This is a genomic window from Bifidobacterium sp. ESL0784, from assembly GCF_029433295.1.
In the GTDB taxonomy this organism is placed as follows: domain Bacteria; phylum Actinomycetota; class Actinomycetes; order Actinomycetales; family Bifidobacteriaceae; genus Bifidobacterium.
Window position 1 is genome coordinate 313,478 of the sequence record NZ_JAQTHV010000003.1, and the last position, 18,875, is coordinate 332,352.

Genomic DNA, 18,875 nt, shown 5'->3' on the forward strand with positions numbered 1-18,875 from the left:
ACGAGGGGAACCGGTATGATGAAGCGGATTGTCTTTTAGCAGATAGAGGTGCTTTTCAGTATGGCTCAACGTCGCAAAACGGCCAAACCAGCCTATGACCCCCACACGGTCAAGGAGAACATCGTCGAAACGCCGCTCGACGAGGAAATGAGCAAATCGTTCCTCGAATACGCTTATTCGGTGATTTACGCGCGAGCCCTGCCAGACGCGCGCGACGGTCTCAAACCGGTGCAGCGACGCATCATCTATCAGATGGGCCAGATGAATCTGACCCCCGACAAGCCCTATATGAAATCTGCCCGCGCCGTCGGCGAGGTGATGGGCAAGCTCCACCCGCATGGCGATTCCTCCATTTACGAGGCCATGGTGCGCCTCGCCCAGCCGTTTGCGATGCGTCTGCCACTGGTGGACGGGCACGGCAATTTCGGCTCACTGGACGATGGCCCCGCAGCCTCGCGTTATACCGAGGCAAGGCTTGCACCTGCGGCACTGGGAATGAACGCCAACATCGATGAAGATACGGTCGACTTCTCTCCCAATTACGACAACAAATTGAAAGAACCAGACGTGCTGCCGGCCGCCATCCCGAACCTTTTGGTCAACGGAGCTTCTGGCATCGCGGTGGGCATGGCCACCAACATGGCCACGCATAATCTCGGCGAAGTGGTCGCTGCCGCGAAATACCTGATGAAACATCCTGACGCCACGCTCGACGAACTGATGGACTACGTGCCTGGGCCGGACTGGCCGAGCGGCGGCATCATCATCGGACGCGACGGCATCCGAGAGGCCTACGAAACCGGACGTGGTACGCTGACCACGCGCTCCGCCACGCATATCGAAAACGTGACCGCACGTAAGAAGGCCATCGTCGTCACCGAATTGCCATTCATGGTCGGTCCGGAACGCGTGCTTGAACGTATCTCGGAGGGCGTAAAGAACCATCACATCGAAGGTGTTTCGGGCGCGATCGACCTCACGGACCGGCACAACGGCACGCGCATTGTCATCGAGATCAAAACCGGTTTTGACCCCAACGCCGTACTCGCCCAGCTTTTTAAGAACACGCCGCTGGAAGACAACTTCACCATGAACAACGTGGCGCTCGTCCACGGACGGCCGCATACCATGGGCTTGAAGGAAATGCTCGAAGTGTGGGTGGAGCACCGTCGCAATGTCATCCACAGGCGCAGCGAATACCGCCTGCGCAAGGCGCGGGAACGGCTGCACTTGGTCGAGGGCATGCTGCTGGCCATGGTCGACATCGATGAGGTCATCCAGGTCATCCGTACCTCGGACAACGCCGACGCTGCCAAGACCCGACTCATGGCCGTCTTCGACCTCGACGAAATCCAAGCGCAATACATCCTTGACCTGAGGCTGCGCAGACTTACCAAGATGAGCCGCATCGAACTCGAGGCCGAGCAGGACGATCTGAAACAACAGATTGATGAACTCAACGCTATTCTTGCCTCGGGCGAGCGGCTTGACGAAGTTATCGTCTCCGAGATGGATGAGGCCGTGGAAAAGTGGGGCGACCCGCGCCGTACGGTGCTGCTCGAACGCCATGAAGATGGCAGTCTCACGCCGGTGCGTTCGCTGGCTTCTTCAAACTCCGAGAGCGATGGCACCAACGCCAATCCGGATTCCTCCGCTCTGGCGGCCATCCGTGTGGAAAACACCGTTTCACAGGCGGCACAGGACGTCGAAGCCGCGAAGAAGGCCAAGAAAGCCGGCAAGGTCGAGGAAGCGACCGCTGCCCTGCGGCTTGATGACGAACCTTGCGCCGTCATGCTCAGTGCGACCGGACTTATCGCACGCACCTCCCCCAGCGCCGTGGACCTTTGGCAGACGCGAGAGGCCAGCGGGAAGCGTGGACATGATGACCAGATTGTCTCCATCTTCGCCAGCACAACGCTTTCCAGCTATGGTCTGATTACCTCTGCTGGACGCCTTGTTCTGGCCCAAGTAGCCGATCTGCCGTTGCTGCCGGCAAGCGAAAATCTCAACGTTTCCGGCGGCGTGAATGCCGACGAATTGCTCGGGATGACCACCAGCACCGATCCAGTCATCGGCGAGCACGTCGTGGCGGCGATTGCGATGGGCGACGTCTCAGGTAAAACCGAATCTTCCGATTCAGGTGACGACAATACGAACGGTAGTGACACCGCCACTACCCCGTTGGCTATCGGCACACGACATGGCATCATTAAGCGCTGGAATCGCGAGTCGCCCAGCACCATGGATTCTTGGCCTGTTATCGACTTGAAGGACGGAGATGCCATCGTATTCGCGGCGCCCGCAGCCGACGACGACCGGATTGTCTTCATCTCCTCCGATTCCTCGCTGCTGACCTTCGAGGCCAATGTTGTGCGCCCGCAGGGACGAACCGCAGGCGGCATGAACGGCATCAGATTGGCCGAGGGGCAGCACGTCGTGGCCTTCAACGTCGTTCCGGCCGGCAAGATTGCCTGGACCTACGACGAAGGCGAAAATGGCCTGTATTCGGCCTCTGGAGCCGTCGTGCTCACCGTCGCCGGCGATGATGCTGCCCTGCCCGGTACCGAAACCGGAGCGGCCAAGGTGACCCCACTGGAGATGTACCCGAGTAAGGGACGCGGCACCGGCGGCGTGCGTTCGCAGCGCTTCCTCAAAGGCCAGAACACCCTAACCTGCGCGACCATCGGCACCTATCCGCTATACGCCAGCACATCCGGCGGAGCACCTGTCGAGCTGCCCAAGCTAGACATGCGCCGCGACGCCTCAGGCGTTGATCTCCCCGCGCCGATCGAGTACGTGGCGTAAAGACGGATTGATTATTCATATGGCCGTAATCTGAAATCCTCATCCAGGTTACGGCCATATTATTTTTCTCCGAGTTCCCTCGCAGCATTGTTATTGTATTATACTTATGTCTAAAAACGAAAACCAGCCCTATGGCAGAAACTGCTTCCCCTTTCCCTCTCATGCGGTCTCTTCTGATCTGATTGGCAACGAGATGGTCACCGACGCGCCGCCTTGAGATTGGTTTTCCAATGTAAGGTGCCCCTGATTACGCTCGATGATGGCCGCAGCTGTGGTAAGACCCATCCCATGATGAGCGGAATCGCTTCGGCTGCGATCGCCTTGATACAGCCATTCCGTACCATGCCGCAACGCTTCCTCGGAAAACCCTGGCCCGTCATCTCTAATATTCAACAGCAGATCCTGTTTGTCATTGACGATGACAATCGTTATGGCAGAATACTTCGGCGCATAAGAGACCCCGTTGCTTACGATATTCATAAAGGCTCGGGTAACCTCTTGTCGGTTGATGAATACGTAAGTGGTAGAAGAGATGCTTCTTATTTCCGTATCATCCATATCGAAACCAGTAATACCTGTTCCTGAGTCAATGTCTTCAGGAAAACCATCGATTCCATGCTCAACAATGCGAACCTGCAGATCTGTCAAAGCGATATATTGCCTGGCCTCCCCCAAAAGTTGACTGACAAACCACCGTACAGGTACGAGTTCGGCTTTTTCGTCTCTATCCGGTGACTTCAGGTCCCGCCCTCGATCAAAAGTCTGTGTTTTGCTCGACTCAGCTCCATTGACGGTGATGTCGAGTACTTCCTGCACATAGCCATCCACCCGCTGACTTGCCTCGCTGATGGAAGCGGCATAGGTCTGTTGCTCACCGTCCAATGGGGTCTCCTGAAGCAGCTCGGCATTGCCACGAATGATCGTCAACGGCGTCTTGATGTCATGGGTGAGAGCTGATATCTGCCTTTCCTGTGTCTGGCGAGCCTCCCGCTGCTTGGTCAAAGACCGGTTCAATGCATCACGCATATCACCGAAAGCATGTAGCAGGACGTTGACCTCACGCACATCGGTTTGTGCGATGACAAAATGAAGATCGCCGTTCTGAACACATTCCGCTGCGTCCCGCAAAGGCCGCAACCTTCTGGTGACGCTTCTACCCGCACGAATCGCGACACCGACAACCAGCAATGTGCATACCGCTATACCGATGAAGGAAGCCAAGATATCCGGATTTGGCAAATGATCGCGCCATTGTCTGCTGACAAACTGGGGATGGGTGCCATAAGCAAGCACACACCAATTGCCATCAGCAAGTCGGAATCCCCTGTAAAACAGAGTGCTGGCATCGCTTAGCCTGCCATCCACCAGAGAGACAAAACCCTTGCCAGATTCATCTTGCTGCTTGGGCAACGAGATCACCTTGTGGGCGCTCGAGGTCATCTGCGGACTCATGTCCCCGGCAATGGGCTCACCCTGCTTGGTCATCGTCTGCCAGTGATAGGCGGAGGGAATATCGTCATCATTGACCTCGCGCGCAGGTTTCAACGTAAGCGAATCCATGGTCGCATCGATATGATTATTCGCCCATGAGGAGGGCCAGATAACGACGAGATTGCTGAACAATATCGCGTAGACCATAGCCAACCCAGCCAATCCGACTAAAATATACAGAAAATATCGTATGATAAGCAGACTTATCGGCTGAACAAACCGTGTTGTCTTACCATTGTTTCGCGTCCGTCCGCTGAAAACCGACATATCAGCATCCTATCCATTGATAGCCGCTGGATCTTACCGTGCGAATCGGGTCAACGTCCCATCGCTTAAACTTCGTTCTTATATTGCTGATATGTACGGTAATCACCTGCGCGCCACCATTATATGGATACGAATCCTGTTGGTCGGTTTCCTTGTATAGGATCTCCTCAAGCGTCCGTTTGCTCACCACCATCGACCGATGGCGAGCCAGATATTCACAAATCCGGTATTCAGCACCAGTCAGCGGTACGGAGTCACCCGCATAGGTCAACGCTTCGGTAATGAAATCAAATCGATATGGGCCAACGATCAACGCCCGATGATGTTCGTGTCGATAGCATCTGATGTGAGCGGCTATCTTGGCCATCAGCTCGGCTCTGCCGAAAGGCTTTCGGATATAGTCGTCCGCCCCCAAACCATACCCTTCCACTGCATCCTGCTCGCTGGTCTTCGCAGTGAGGAAAAGGATCGGACAGTCCACCCGACCGCGAATTTGGCCTACCAAGTCAAACCCGTCCAAATGAGGCATCATCACATCGATCAACATCACATCGAAATGTTCCAAATCCAGATTTTTGACTTTTCTCGAATCATTGATAGTTGTTGGGTAATAACCTTCCTTGCTCAACATCGCGGAAAGCATGGCAGTGATGGCCGGCTCATCATCAACCACCAATATCCGGGCATGCGCGGAATCATCTGCATGCGCGTTCATACGCTTCGTCCTCTTCGATTTTCGAAACAATTGATCCATACCAGCAAAAGCGTAGCAAACGAAACCGTAACCACGCTGCATGCACACAGATTAACATATAAAGCCGCGCCAAGTTGTCGTCTAATCTCTTGCCCCAAGTGATATTGACCGGATATCCCATATTCAATGGCAAGACTGGCGAATCTGGTAGGCCAGGTGAAAGGTACCCACGACATGACCGCACTGGATTGTCCCGCCGTCAGTTTTCCGGCAACCAAGCCATATGCCACCCCTCCGACAGACATGACAGCGACGAGGGTGCCCAAGGCGCCGATTCCGATGGCAAGGCTGCGCCCGCCTATCAGAGCCAGCCCCAAAGCAATCAGGTAGCTACTGAGCGAACCAAGCAAAAGACCAAAAACAGCGAATATCCAGACTTGCACCGGCAGATGATTTCGTCCAACGGCCAGAAGTATCAGCGCAAACAGCCCCACAGCTAGGGCAAGTGCCAGCAGCCCCCACAGCACGAGCATGAGCAGTTTCGCTGCCAATGCTATCCAGCGTGAAGACAGCTGCAAAAGATTAGCCATACCCCCGGCGTCCTGTTCGGCTTCCACCGCCAGACCACATACCAACCCCACCATGAGCGGAAGGGCGGCACCAAGAACCTGCACGAAAGCATCCGCGCCATAACTGGTATTCCACGAAGCAACCGCAAAATATGCCCCGCAAAGCACTCCAGCCGCGACACCTGCCCCTACATGAATCCAGACCAGCATGGATCGTTTCATTTTCAACGATTCCGCATGTATCGCCCTGAGCAGGCTCATCTTTCCCCGGCTCATTTCGTCTCCCTGCGGCTAAACCATCCAGCAGTTAAAGCGATAAGCACGGCTACGATGAGCAGCGCCATCAATAAGGCCAGCCAATTGAACAAGCCGAACGAGTTGAGCGGATCACCGGCAGTGATAGGACTACCATCTGGAAGCACACCGATCAGCGGGGCGATGACACGCATAATTCCGCAAGGAGGAACAAGCCACCAAACAGATATCCCACCGGCCAAAACGGAGCCCACCAATTCAATAAGAAAAGGAATGGCAATACCTGCGAGATTGCCCAAAGACGTGGTCAACCATAAACTGACGGGAATCATACAGGAAAGCATCACAGTACTACAGAAGACTGCTGCCAGCCCCTGAAGAGGTTTTGGGACCTGTAACCCATAAGCCGAGCCAAAGACCGTAGTAAGCACCCAGACCACCAAATTGGACAGAACCAGTAACATGACAACTCGGCAGCATTTCGCCAACCAAATCCGAGCGGGATTTATCGGAAGAGCCAATACCGTGCGCAGACGTTGTTTGCGATCAAGATTGGCTGTCGTGCTGCAGACAAGGACAAGCATGATGGGGCACAGCAGGAACACCCAATAATTCCATGCATAGGTCGCCATGAGCGCTTTCGGAGTCGAAACGGCCATAAGCAAACCGAGAAACACGAGCGGCAACGGCATGATTAGGGCGAGTTTAAGGCAGGGGGAACGTCGGCTTTTGAGGTTTTCCGATTTCAAGATTCTGGTAAACGGCAACCGGCTCGGGCTCATCGCATCTTGCACTTGTCTTACATCGATGCGGTAGTTTGATTGACGTTGAAGATTGTTCATCGACTTGTCTCCCTGCAGACATCCATAAAGAGCTTTTCAAGGTTGATGTTCTTATCCAATCGGTCTTCATAGGCCAGCCGCCCGTTGGCAATGATACCGATGCAATTGGCCACCTGAGCGATTTCCGAGAGGATATGGCTTGAAATAATGACCGTGATTCCTTGATGCGGCAACATTCGGATAAGCCTTCGCAACTCTTCGATGCCTATGGGATCCAAACCATTGGTGGGCTCATCGAGAATCAGCAGCCCTGGATTGGCTAACAGAGCACAGGCGATGCCAAGCCGCTGCTTCATCCCCATGGAGAACTGGCCAGACCGTTTGCCACCGGTATCAGGCAGACCGACGATCGAAAGAACTTCCGCGATGCGAGCGTCAGGCAATCCCAGTAGAAGAGTCCTCACTCGTAGGTTCTCTTGAGCGGTGAGGTTCGGATACAGGGGTGGCTCCTCGATGAGCGCTCCGATATGGTACAAATCATGACGTGACCAAGGATGGCCATCAACGAGAATTTCCCCTCCACTCGGATACAGCATGCCAGTCATTATTTTCAACGTGGTCGATTTGCCTGCGCCGTTTGGCCCCAACAGACCGTAGACTTCGCCCTCATTGACATGAAGATTTACTTCATTCACAGCCATCTGCGAACCGAACCGTTTGCTCAAGCCCACGGTTTGCAACTTCAGTCGAGACATTGTTCCCTCCTTTTAGCGAAAATACCGTTCTTTTATCGGTCAATTTCAGTCTAAAAGGCGAAAATAAAGAAGTATTAAGATGAGCAAAGTCCAGCTATCAAGACTTTGCACTATCGATAAAGTTTCATTCCTTGCGGGGACGGGGTGAAGCCGGCGGTACGCAACAGTTGCGCGTAATGGCTCAAAGCGGTTAACTGCCCACCGTTGACATCGCGGAAGGTGACGCTGCCGTGCTTGTTGCCGGTTCGTCGACCGGATTCATATTGCGAGCGCAGGGTATCGGCCAGCTGGGTGATGGCACGTTGCAGTTCGAAATCGGTGGCCTTGAAACACAGCAGATGGTGACTGGATGGAATGGCATAGAGTATCGGCTTGCCCTCGATAAAGATGACCATGGAACCGACCTTGCGCATGGGTTGCACCGGTTTTCCACGCTTAAGCGTGGCTCCGACACTAGTACTGGCGAGCAGGCTATCGTTTGACGGAACCGACGACTTGCTTAGATCACGTCTTCCTTCATCGACTTGTGAATCTCTAATCTCTTCAATATCATCAGTGTCGGCAGATTGGGCAGCAACTGAATCATTTTCCTGATCGGTTTTGGCACTGCCGTTTCGGGTGATACCGACCGTATCGTCGGACGTGTTTAATAACGGCCACGGAACGGCACCACCGGCGAGACTGGCCGGGTCGGCAGCATCCAGCGCGACCGCTAGCGGAGCATCCTTCGTACGCCATTGACGCAACTGGTCAATTGTGGTGCGTTCCGCAAATTGGACCGCCGACAGACCATGGACGAACATTCCACGGATCAACGTTCCGGTGGCTTCCATCTGTTTCAAGACGGGATAGATATCTGAAAAACTTAAAGCTCCCGAATCCATATCCATCAGCGGCGGCGCAATGATGCCATAACGGTCGATAAACGTTTCGATCTGTGCGATGGCACGCTGTTCCGGCCGCATGTCCTGAGGCTTCGGCAACGCCGACCACAAGCCGGCCAAAGTCCCTGGCAATTGCGGACGCCGCTCGACCCGCGCGCGGCCATATAGGCGGTGACGGTTCAACGACGTTCTTGCATGCGAACGACTGGCAGCCCTCGCGCCATTCCCGTTCTGCAGCAAAGCTCGAACGGCAGCAAACGACGAATTGGTTACCTTGCCCTGCCATACCAGCGACCAAAGTTCTCGTTCGAAGCCTGAATCGCCGAATGAAGACACACGAACCTCGCCGGTCAACGGATCCACGACCTCTTGCGGTTTCTGGCCTCCATTAGCACGCCAGCGCTCCTCAAGCTGCTCGCCGCGATACGAACCACCAAGAGACAGCAACGACATCATGCCGTTATCAGGTGAATCATCCTCCATCTTCGTAAACGAATCGAGTTGAACAGAATGCTTACCCGATTGAGTATCAGCCACAGGAATCTTCGAATATTGAGTTTCCGACAGTTGTCCATCGCTGTTTCGCCCATTGCCCATCCCCGCCGCCATTGACTGTGCAGTGGCTTGCGAACCAGACTGCTCCGAGATTGAATCAGTGTCGCCAATACCCGCAAGCAATGGCGAATCCGAAAGATAGAACGCTATTTTGCCCGGTTTCAAAGAAGTGTTGAGATTTTCGTCATCCGTGGCGGCATCCTTGGAACCCACCCAAATAATCTCACCTGACGAAAGCAGCTCATCGAGCATAGCTGGGGTGAAATCCGAGACTCTGGCAGGGAATATCGACGACTCCCACATCGCCGCAGGCAGAGGCATGCCTTCCAACTGCTCAATGACACGCAACAGACCATCGGTTCCGGTAAAACGCGGCCACGTCGTTTGAGAATCTGCCGACGCATCTTCTATTGGCTCATCTTCTGTTGAAACCACGTCACCAGTAAAATGGCGATCATCAGGCGAGCTGTGCCGGAAAGCGGTGCTGCCGGATTTCGTACCTATCCCCTGTCGAACCAGAAGCCATGATTGGTAGGTCTCTGGATTTACGGGTTTCAGAGATTTGCGGGTCAACGTCTGCGAACGCGAACGAATACGACGGAACACTTCACGGTGCAGATATTGCGGACTTGGCAGATCCTTGGCGAACTCGCCGGTCATGAGCACGCCGCGGGCCTTCAGATCATCGAGTTCGTGAACCACCGTAGCCGCATCCAAGCCGAGTTCCTTCACGGCCTGATCCGCAGTAAACGGTCCGTGCGTCTTGGCAAAGCGCACCATTCTGCCATCGACATCATCAGGTTCCAGCTCGTTCCAGAACTGCCGACGACTCAGTTCCTCTTCGACTTGTTTGATGGCTTTCGGATCGAGCACATCTGCGATATGACCGCTTCCCAAAAGCTCTTCCAAAACTTCCGGATCCATCGCCAAGAGCGAGGCACGACGCTCGGCCTGCGGGGAATCATATTCGTACATCACCGAACCGACAAAACCAAACAACAGGTTCTGCGCGAACGGAGACGGACTTTGCGTCTCGATATCCTTGACCTCAATTTTGCCGTTATCGATATCGGTCATGAGTCGCTTCAAAGCAGGCAAATCATAGACATCCTGTAGGCATTCGCGGGCGGTCTCCAGAACCAGCGGAAAATTATGCTGGGTCTTGGCCGCAGCCAGAAGCTCCGAAGCCCGAAGACGCTGTTGCCACAGCGGCACGCGCTTGCCAGGATTCATCCTCGGCATGTACAGCGAGCGAGCGGCACATTCACGGAAACGGGTTGCAAACAGCACTGAATCGCCGATTTCCTCCTCCACATCGCGCATCAATTCATCAGCGTCGAACTGAAAAAGTTCAGCAGCACTGACGTGGCTATCCTGCTCAGGCAATCGCACCACAATGCCGTCATCGGTGGCATAGGTTTGCCCATCAAAACCGTATTTGCGTTTGAGCCGGTTGGTGATGGCGAGCGCCCATGGCTCGTGGACACGACGGCCATACGGCGAATGCAGGATAATCCGCCAGTCGCCTTCTTCATCCTGACAACGCTCGATGATGATGGTTTTATCCGTCGGCAACGCACCGGTGGCGGCCTTTTGTTCGGAGAGCAAACGGGCAAGATTGGCTCTGCCGTTATCGTCTAAACCATTATCACACAAGCGTTGCTCAGTGGTGGCATCAAAATGCGGCTCGGCATTGTCATTATCAGATTGCGATATATCCGAAGCATACGATGACGCCGGTATCAGGCCATTGCCAATTTCACGAACGAATGCGCCCAACAATGCGCCGAAACCTGCGTCACGTCCGGGTCCCTCCCCGTGCCAGAACGGCAGCCGCGCGGTGCGGCCTGGAGCCGGCGTGACCACCACACGGTTGTTGGTGATCTCATCAATCTGCCATGTGGAGGTGCCGAGCGTGATGACATCGCCGACACGGGATTCATAGACCATCTCCTCGTCCAGCTCCCCCACCTTTTTGCGGCCCGATCCGGCATCGGCTTCGGGCAGGACGACAGTGTAGGTGCCCCGGTCGGGAATCGTACCTCCGCTGGTGACGGCCAAACGCTGGGCTCCTGGACGAGCAGAGATAATGCCTTGTTCGGTATTGAGTTGCAGCGGGGGGCGAAAAGCCGAGAATTCCTCGGAATTGTAGGCACCGGTCAGCATGCCGATGACATTGTCGAACATGTCGCGCGAAAGCGTGGCGAACGGTGTGGTGCGACGCACAGCCGTATACCAATCGTCGATTTTGAGATCATCCATCGCCGCAGCGGCAACCGTCTGCTGGGCAAGGATATCAAGCGGATTGTGACGCACGGCCAACGGTTCGATCTCGCTGCGCCTCATGCCCTCCACAGTCGCCGTGGAAGTAATCAATTCCTGACGGGTCAACGGATAGAGCAGTGCGTGCGAGACCCCACCGACACGATGGTCGGCCCTGCCGACACGTTGCAGACCGGAAGAAATGGAAAGAGGCGGCGCGACCTGTATCACCATATCGACCGAACCCATATCGATACCCAGTTCCAGACTGCTCGTAGCGACCACGCATCGCAAGCGGCCGTGCTTCAGATCGTCTTCGATGACCTTGCGGCGTTCTTTGGAAACGGAACCGTGGTGGGCCATCGCGATGGTTTCGCCTTTGGGGTGTGAGCCAACAAGCGATGTGGAGGAACCGACTACGGAATCGTAATGTTTACCATCTCCGTAGGAACGATTGTTGATTTCGACTCCGCATTCGGTTTCGGCGTACAAGTCATTGATACGCGCGGTCAATCGCTCGGCCAGCCCGCGAGAATTGACGAATACCAGCGTGCTGTGATGGCTCAGGATTTCATCAAGAATGCTGCGCTCGACCGCCGGCCAGATGGAATGCGAGGCGGAGGCAGTCGGCGAGGAATAGTCGCCGCGTTTGGCCGAAGAATTCGAATTTTTGAATGTATCGTCAGTATTCGAATGACGGTCGATAGAATTTTCACGGGTTTCAGCCAAGGCGCGCATGGCAGGGGTGACACCGCTGATATGGCGAGGACCAACATCTCTCCCACTTGCAGTGCCTATCGCAGGCGTTCTTGTTTCTCCGTTGACTCCGCCTACATGGAACCCACCTTCATCGTCGGATGATGCGCCCAACGCGCCCATATCTGCAACCGGTTCGACGATTTTCAGGTCCATGTGTACCGGGTCGGTAGCATCGACAATCGTTACCGGCTGGTCGCCGCCCAAGAAAAATGCGGCTTCCTTCGGCGGGTTGACCGTAGCCGAAAGCCCGATACGCTGCACCTTCCGGCTGGTTAACAAATCGAGTCGTTCAAGGCTCAACGCCAAGTGCGCTCCACGTTTGGTGGCCGCGAGCGCATGTACCTCGTCGATGATGACGGTTTCAACGCCTTTCAGGATGCGACGAACTTGAGACGTCAACAGCAGATACAGTGATTCAGGTGTGGTAATCAAGATATCCGGCGGATGCGTGGCGATGCGGCGGCGTTCCTTGGCCGTGGTATCCCCCGAACGAATCGCGACGTCGATGTCAGGCGGTTTTGCACCTTGCACAACGCACTGCGCAGCTATGCCTTCCAGCGGAACCCTCAAGTTGCGTTCAACGTCGGCTCCCAGCGCCTTCAACGGTGAAATATAAAGTACTTTGACACCCGGCTTGCCGGACTTGCCTTGCTTGGACTTTGCCCCCGGTTTGTGAGGTTCACCAGTCCCATTAGCCCGACCCGATTGCCCAGCGGACTTGCGTGGCCTTTTGGATTGATTCGCCGATTCATCATCTTGCGATAATTGCTCACCAATCAACCCGTCAATGGCCGAAAGGAAAGCGGCCAAGGTCTTGCCGGAACCGGTAGGCGCGACCACCAAGACATTTTCCTTGGCTTTGATATGTGGCCAAGCCTCTTGCTGGGCATCGGTAGGCGCAGCGAACGCATGTCTGAACCACGCCGCAGTAGGCGATGAAAACAAATCCAGACATTCGTACATATGTTCGATTATCGCAACGCCTCACGACGTCGGTAATCGGTCGTCAGTTGACCATCAACCTTGACGACTCACCTTGCGCCGCAGCAACTCATGCATGACCACCATAAGCACCAGCAATACCAACAGATACCACGGGTACAGGGCTATCGAAATATGCTGCGCGATCAGGCCGAACACAGGAGGCATAATCATGGAACCGGCGTAGGCGCAAGCCATCTGCACCCCGACAATCGCCTGCGAGCGCTCCGCACCGAAATAGGCCGGCGTGGAATGGATGACGCAAGGATAAATCGGCGCGCACCCCAAACCAATCATAATCAGGCCGGCGACTGTGGCCACATGCCCAGGCAATGGAATGAGCATAACGATGATCCCCAGGCCCAGAACGGCTTGACCAATGCGAATCATCGTGGGGTCATCGAATTTCATCGTCATAAACCCGCTCAACGCACGGCCTGCCGTAATGCCCAAATAAAACAGGCTCGCGAGGCTCGCGGCAGTGACTTTGCTGATGCCGTCGTGGCCGACCATGTAGCTTGACGCCCAGAGGCCCGAAGTGGTTTCGATGGCGCAATAGCAGAAGAACATCACCAGGATCTCTTTGGCACCGCGGATGGCGAGCACCCCGCGCACGCCCAGCGGTTTGGCTGGCTTGGGCTCAGCCTCTGCTTTGCTCTCGGCCTTGGTTTCGGCTTCGACCTCAGAAACGGCCTCGACCTCATCGACCGGGGTTTTATCCTCACTCTGGTCGGAAGTTGCCGCCGGCACATCATTGCGGTTTTTCCACAACGGCAGCGAGAAGACGATGATGGCGGTGAGCACGATTTGAATAATCGAGATGTAGCGATACCCCCACGGCCAGCCCTGCCCGTTGGAAAGCGCGAATCCCATGATGTAGGGCCCCACCGAGGCGCCGACGCCCCACATGCAGTGCAGCCAGCTCATGTGCCGGCTGGCGTAGTGGATGGCGACGTAGTTGTTGAGTGCCGCATCCACGCCGCCGGCGCCGAGGCCGTAAGGAATCGCGATCAGGGCGAGCACCCAGTAGTTGGGTGCCACGGAGAAACCGAAAAGCGCCACTGCGGTCAAGCCGACCGAAGCGGCGGTCAATTTGCCGGTGCCAAAGCACAGGGTCATGCGGTCGGAAAGCAGCGCAGAGACGATGGTGCCCCCGGAAATGATCATCGAGATGCCGCCGACCCAGGAAAGCGGCACGCCCATTTGCGGCCGCATACTGGGCCACGCGGCACCGAGCAACGAATCAGGCAAGCCCAACGAAATGAACGCCAGATAAATGACGGCCAGCAACAGATTGGTCACGATGACTCCTTTGGGTCATGACAATGGCTCTTGACTCAGGCGACGCCGAACCGCGGGCCAAAGACAACGTTTTCATTCTCTCATACCGGTGGGGACGAAAAGACAAAAACGAAACGCCGATGTCTTATGATACGGAATACCGCCGCAACAACGGAAATGTGCGAATCCAACCTGTTCCAACTATGACGCATGGCTCGCGCATAAAACTTGCCTATAACCTTATTCTTAGGCTATAGGCAAGTAGATATTGAAATCGCTATCAGGTGTCGATCTTGGTGCGGTCGAAATCGTCGGCATTCTCCACGATGAACTGGCGGCGTGGGGGCACCTCGTCACCCATCAGCAAGGTGAAGATGCCACTGGCGTCCTCCGCCTCCTCCATCGAGATGCGACGGAGCATGCGGGTGCGCGGGTCCATGGTGGTGTCGGCCAGCTGGTCGGCGTCCATCTCTCCCAAGCCCTTGTAACGCTGCACGTCGGGATTGTAGGCAATGCCTTTCTTGTCGAGTTCGGCGAGCTTTCCGGCCAGTTCGTCGTCGGAATAGGTGTAGATGAACTCGCCCTTGTGCTTGCCGGCGAGCGCAATGCGGTGCAGCGGCGGGACGGCGGCGTAGACATGGCCGTGCGAGATGAGTGGGCGCATGAACCGATAGAACAGTGTCAGCAGAAGGATGCGAATATGCGCGCCGTCGACGTCGGCATCGGTCATCATGATGACCTTGTCATAGCGGGTCTGCGTGACGTCGAAATTCGCGCCTGAGCCTGCACCGATGACCTGGATGATCGCGGAGCATTCCTTATTGGCCAGGATCTGGGTCATGCTGGCCTTTTGCACGTTCAAGATCTTGCCGCGGATCGGCAGCAGTGCCTGGAAGCCCGAATTGCGTGCGGCCTTGGCGGTGCCGAGTGCGGAATCGCCCTCGACGATGAACAGTTCTGCCACGTCGTCGTTGCCCGGCTGGCAGTCGGAGAGCTTGGCTGGCATGGAGGCGGATTCGAGCGCGTTCTTGCGGCGGGTGACCTCTTTGGTCTTGCGCGCCTGAATACGGGCGTGCATCTCGCCGACAATTTTCTCCAGGACTCGCCCGGACTGTTCCTTGAAGCCACGCCGCGACCCGTTGATCATCTCGCCGAACTGCTTGTCGGTCATTCTGGAAACGATCGGACGCACCGGAGCCGTGCCGAGCACGTCCTTGGTCTGACCTTGGAACTGCGGTTCAGCGATGCGCACGGTGACCACGGCGACAAGGCCGGCGAGGATGTCATCGCGTTCGACCTTGTTTTTACTGTCTTTGAGATTGACCTTGAGCTTGCGGGCGTTAGCCTCGACGGCCTTGCGCACCTGCTTGGTGATGCTTTGAAGGAATCCATCGACGTGCATGCCGCCGCCAGGAGTCTCCACCACGTTGACGAAACTGCGGATGGTGATGTCATAACCGTTGACCCACCGGAGGGCGATATTGACCGAGCAGTCGCGCTTGATCTTTTCGGCGTGCAGGTCGCCATCGGCGTCGACCGCCTGTGTCTCCTCGGTATAGGTGGCGTCGCCGGAGATGCTCCAGACGGTCGAAACGGGCTCACCGTGGGAGAGGAAGTCGACGAAATCCTTGACGCCGCCGGTATGCAGGAACTCTTCGACGCGCTTGTGGGGGCGTTCCGGCGCTCCATCGGTTTCGACGTTCAGCGAGGCATTGGCTTGCGTATCATTGCCGCTATCGCGGTCGTCTTGAGTTTTATCGGATAAATGATCGTCATCGGCTTGTGGAATCTCGGATTTGTCATCAGCCGCGTTGGTCTTGTCATCATTATCTTCCGATAACTCCGTATTATCATTTTCGGAATTATCGAATGGAGCCTCAGAATCATCGTCATCATCGAAGGCAGAAGCCAGTGTAGGCGCCTGAGAAGCCTCAGCAGCATCCACACCGCCCACCCCGTTACCGTTGGAAGGCTCCTCCGGCTGTGGTGTGTCGACCTCGAACATGTCATCAACCGCGGCATCGCCGGTTTCAGGGATGTTCTCGTCGATGACCACAATCTTCAATCCCGGAACCAGGAAGCTGGTCTGTCGCACGCGGTCGATGAGCTGCTCGTAGCTGAAATGGGCGGTGTCGTTGAAAATCTCCGGGTCGGCCCAATAGCGGATGCGGGTACCGGTGGTCTTGGGCGTCACCTTGCCGATGACCTCGAGGTCAGTGGGCTTGCCTTTACGGGTCTTCTTGAATTTGTTGTCAGGCGAACGGTGTTCGGTATCCGGGTCATCGTAAACCCCGGGATGGCCCTGATGGAAGGCCATATGGTAGGTCTTTCCGTTACGGTCGACCTCGACGTCCAAGCGTGAACTCAACGCGTTGACCACCGAGGAGCCGACGCCGTGCAGGCCACCGGAAGCGCCGTAGGAGGAATTGCCGAATTTCGCACCGGCATGCAGCTTGGTCAAGACGACTTCGACACCGGTGAGCTTGGTCTTCTTTTCGACGTCCACCGGGATACCACGGCCATTGTCGGCCACTTCGATGGAACCGTCGGTGTGCAGGGTGACCACGATCTTGTCGCAGGCACCGGCGAGCGCCTCATCGACGGAGTTGTCGATGATCTCCCACAGGCAGTGCATGAGCCCTTGGCTGTCGGTGGTGCCGATATACATGCCAGGGCGCTTGCGCACGGCGTCGAGCCCTTCCAGCACGGACAGGTTCTTGGCACTGTATTCCTCAACCATTGGCTTCTCTACCTACCTTACAAATGAGTCTCAAGCTTTTAGCCACGAATTATCACCATACCCAACAGCCTCGCCAACTGTGCTTCAAATAACCCACCAGAAGGTCGGGGTAAGAACCTCCATCGTCTCGCTTACTTACGCAGCAAGATGATATGGAAAGCCGAATACCAAAATCCGCCAGTTCTTTTATCATGAACCATCAGATACGGAAAACCCGCCGCACAAAAGCGACGGGCACTGGAATGCAATCACTGATCGAGGAAGTCACGCAGCGTCTGCGAACGAGACGGGTGGCGCAGCTTCGACATGGTCTTGGATTCGATCTGACGGATGCGTTCACGAGTGACCCCATAGACGCGACCGATATCGTCCAAGGTCTTGGGCTGGCCGTCTTCAAGGCCATAACGCATCTTGATGACGCCCGCTTCTCGAGGTGAAAGCGTCTCGAGCACCTGCTTGAACTGTTCCTGCAACAGCGAGAACGCAACGGCTTCGGAAGGCGCGATTGCGTCCGTGTCTTCGATAAGGTCTCCGAATTCCGAATCGCCGTCCTCGCCGAGCGGGGTGTGCAGCGAAATCGGCTCACGACCGTACTTCTGCACTTCCTGCACCTTCTCGACAGGCATGTCGAGCTCGCGGGCCAACTCGTCGGGCGTGGGCTCACGGCCCAGATCCTGCAGCATCTGACGCTGCACGCGGGAAAGCTTGTTGATGACCTCGACCATATGGACGGGTACACGAATCGTGCGGGCCTGGTCGGCCATGGCGCGGGTGATAGCCTGGCGAATCCACCAAGTGGCGTAGGTGGAGAACTTGAAGCCCTTTTTCCAGTCGAACTTCTCGACAGCGCGAATGAGGCCCAAGTTGCCTTCCTGAATCAAATCGAGGAAGAGCATGCCACGACCGGTGTAGCGTTTGGCCAGAGAGACGACCAGACGAAGGTTGGCCTCCAGCAGGTGGTCCTTGGCCTTCTTGCCATCGTTCGCGGCCCACTTGAGCTCGCGCTTGCGCTTGAAGTCCATGCCCTCGCTCTCGGTATCGAGCAGATGCTGGGCATAAAGCCCGGCCTCGATGCGCTCGGAAAGGTCGACTTCCTGCTCCGCGTTCAAAAGGCTTACACGGCCGATCTGCTTCAGGTAATCCTTGACGGGATCGGCGGTCGCACCCGCAGCTACCACACGGCGCTTAGGATTGCCGGAAGGCGTCAGATTGTCATCGTCGTCGTCATTGTTGCTGACGACGAAAGCGCCCTTGGCCTTTGGCAGCTCGGCGGCCTTGCGATGGGAAGCGGCGCTGTCATCGTCGTCCTCATCCTCATCGTCGTCGTCGGGTTCGGAGGTCTCGTCCTCGTCGCTTTCGGGCAAAGTGGAGGAATCATCGGTCAGATCGTCGAAATCCTCATCGTCGTCGACTTCCGTTACATCGTCGACGTCATCGAGATCGGCATCCTGAAGTTCCTCATCGTCCGAAATATCCTCGGAATCCTTTTCGATATCAGTGATATCAAGCTTTTCCTCGGTTATTTCTTCGTCCTTCTTCGCCTTTTTCGACGTTTTTTTCGCAGCGGTGGTTTTCTTGGCTTTCTTCGTTTTGGCTGTCACCTTACGCGTAGTCGTTGAAGAAGACGAACGGGTGGCCTTCGACTTACGAGTGACTTCGGTCTCCTCGCTTTGCTCAGACTCTACGGTTGTTGCCTGTTCCTTCTTGGCCAAACGAACCCTCCTCAAGTGAATGAAAAACATTTCCACGCCTGTAAAGCGACGCGAATCCACCACATTACAATTTTTGTGACTAT

9 protein-coding genes and 1 pseudogene are annotated in these 18,875 nt (G+C 55.8%); 1 reads left to right on the plus strand and 9 read right to left on the minus strand.

Going from position 1 to position 18,875, the window contains the following annotated elements:
* Positions 1-60 precede the first annotated feature (60 nt).
* Positions 61-2,805: a DNA topoisomerase IV subunit A gene (locus tag PT279_RS05825; RefSeq protein WP_277166457.1), complete on the plus strand. Its 2,745-nt coding sequence runs from the start codon at positions 61-63 to the stop codon at positions 2,803-2,805.
* Between the two features lie 159 nt (positions 2,806-2,964).
* Here PT279_RS05825 and PT279_RS05830 read toward each other — a convergent pair whose 3' ends face one another.
* The 9 genes and pseudogenes from PT279_RS05830 to PT279_RS05870 form a co-directional block, all read right to left on the minus strand.
* Complete coding sequence (locus PT279_RS05830; RefSeq protein WP_277166458.1) at positions 2,965-4,563, minus strand: HAMP domain-containing sensor histidine kinase; 1,599 nt, start codon at positions 4,561-4,563, stop codon at positions 2,965-2,967.
* A 1-nt stretch (position 4,564) separates the two neighbouring features.
* On the minus strand, positions 4,565-5,278 hold the full coding sequence (locus PT279_RS05835) for a response regulator transcription factor (RefSeq protein ID WP_277166459.1): 714 nt from the start codon (positions 5,276-5,278) through the stop codon (positions 4,565-4,567).
* Positions 5,275-6,102, minus strand: coding sequence for an ABC transporter permease (locus PT279_RS05840; RefSeq protein WP_277166460.1), 828 nt, complete (start codon positions 6,100-6,102; stop codon positions 5,275-5,277). The genes PT279_RS05835 and PT279_RS05840 overlap by 4 nt, the downstream gene beginning before the upstream one ends.
* Entirely contained in the window at positions 6,099-6,923 is an 825-nt protein-coding gene (locus PT279_RS05845; RefSeq protein ID WP_277166461.1) for an ABC transporter permease, read from the minus strand. Before PT279_RS05845 ends, PT279_RS05840 begins: the two co-directional genes overlap by 4 nt.
* Positions 6,920-7,618 (minus strand): lantibiotic protection ABC transporter ATP-binding protein, encoded by a 699-nt coding sequence (locus PT279_RS05850; RefSeq protein WP_277166462.1) that lies wholly within the window; start codon positions 7,616-7,618, stop codon positions 6,920-6,922. The genes PT279_RS05845 and PT279_RS05850 overlap by 4 nt, the downstream gene beginning before the upstream one ends.
* Positions 7,619-9,555: 1,937 nt before the next feature.
* Positions 9,556-13,041: pseudogene (locus PT279_RS05855) on the minus strand (DEAD/DEAH box helicase); the annotation flags it as partial.
* A gap of 54 nt (positions 13,042-13,095) precedes the next feature.
* Positions 13,096-14,361 carry an MFS transporter gene (locus PT279_RS05860; protein WP_277166464.1) on the minus strand — a complete coding sequence of 422 codons (1,266 nt, stop codon included), beginning with the start codon at positions 14,359-14,361 and terminating at the stop codon, positions 13,096-13,098.
* A gap of 259 nt (positions 14,362-14,620) precedes the next feature.
* The gene (locus PT279_RS05865) at positions 14,621-17,080 is read right to left on the minus strand and encodes a DNA topoisomerase IV subunit B (RefSeq protein ID WP_277166465.1); all 2,460 of its coding nucleotides are present in this window, start codon (positions 17,078-17,080) and stop codon (positions 14,621-14,623) included.
* Positions 17,081-17,328: 248 nt separating this feature from the next.
* The gene (locus PT279_RS05870) at positions 17,329-18,792 is read right to left on the minus strand and encodes an RNA polymerase sigma factor (RefSeq protein ID WP_277166466.1); all 1,464 of its coding nucleotides are present in this window, start codon (positions 18,790-18,792) and stop codon (positions 17,329-17,331) included.
* Positions 18,793-18,875: the final 83 nt, after the last annotated feature.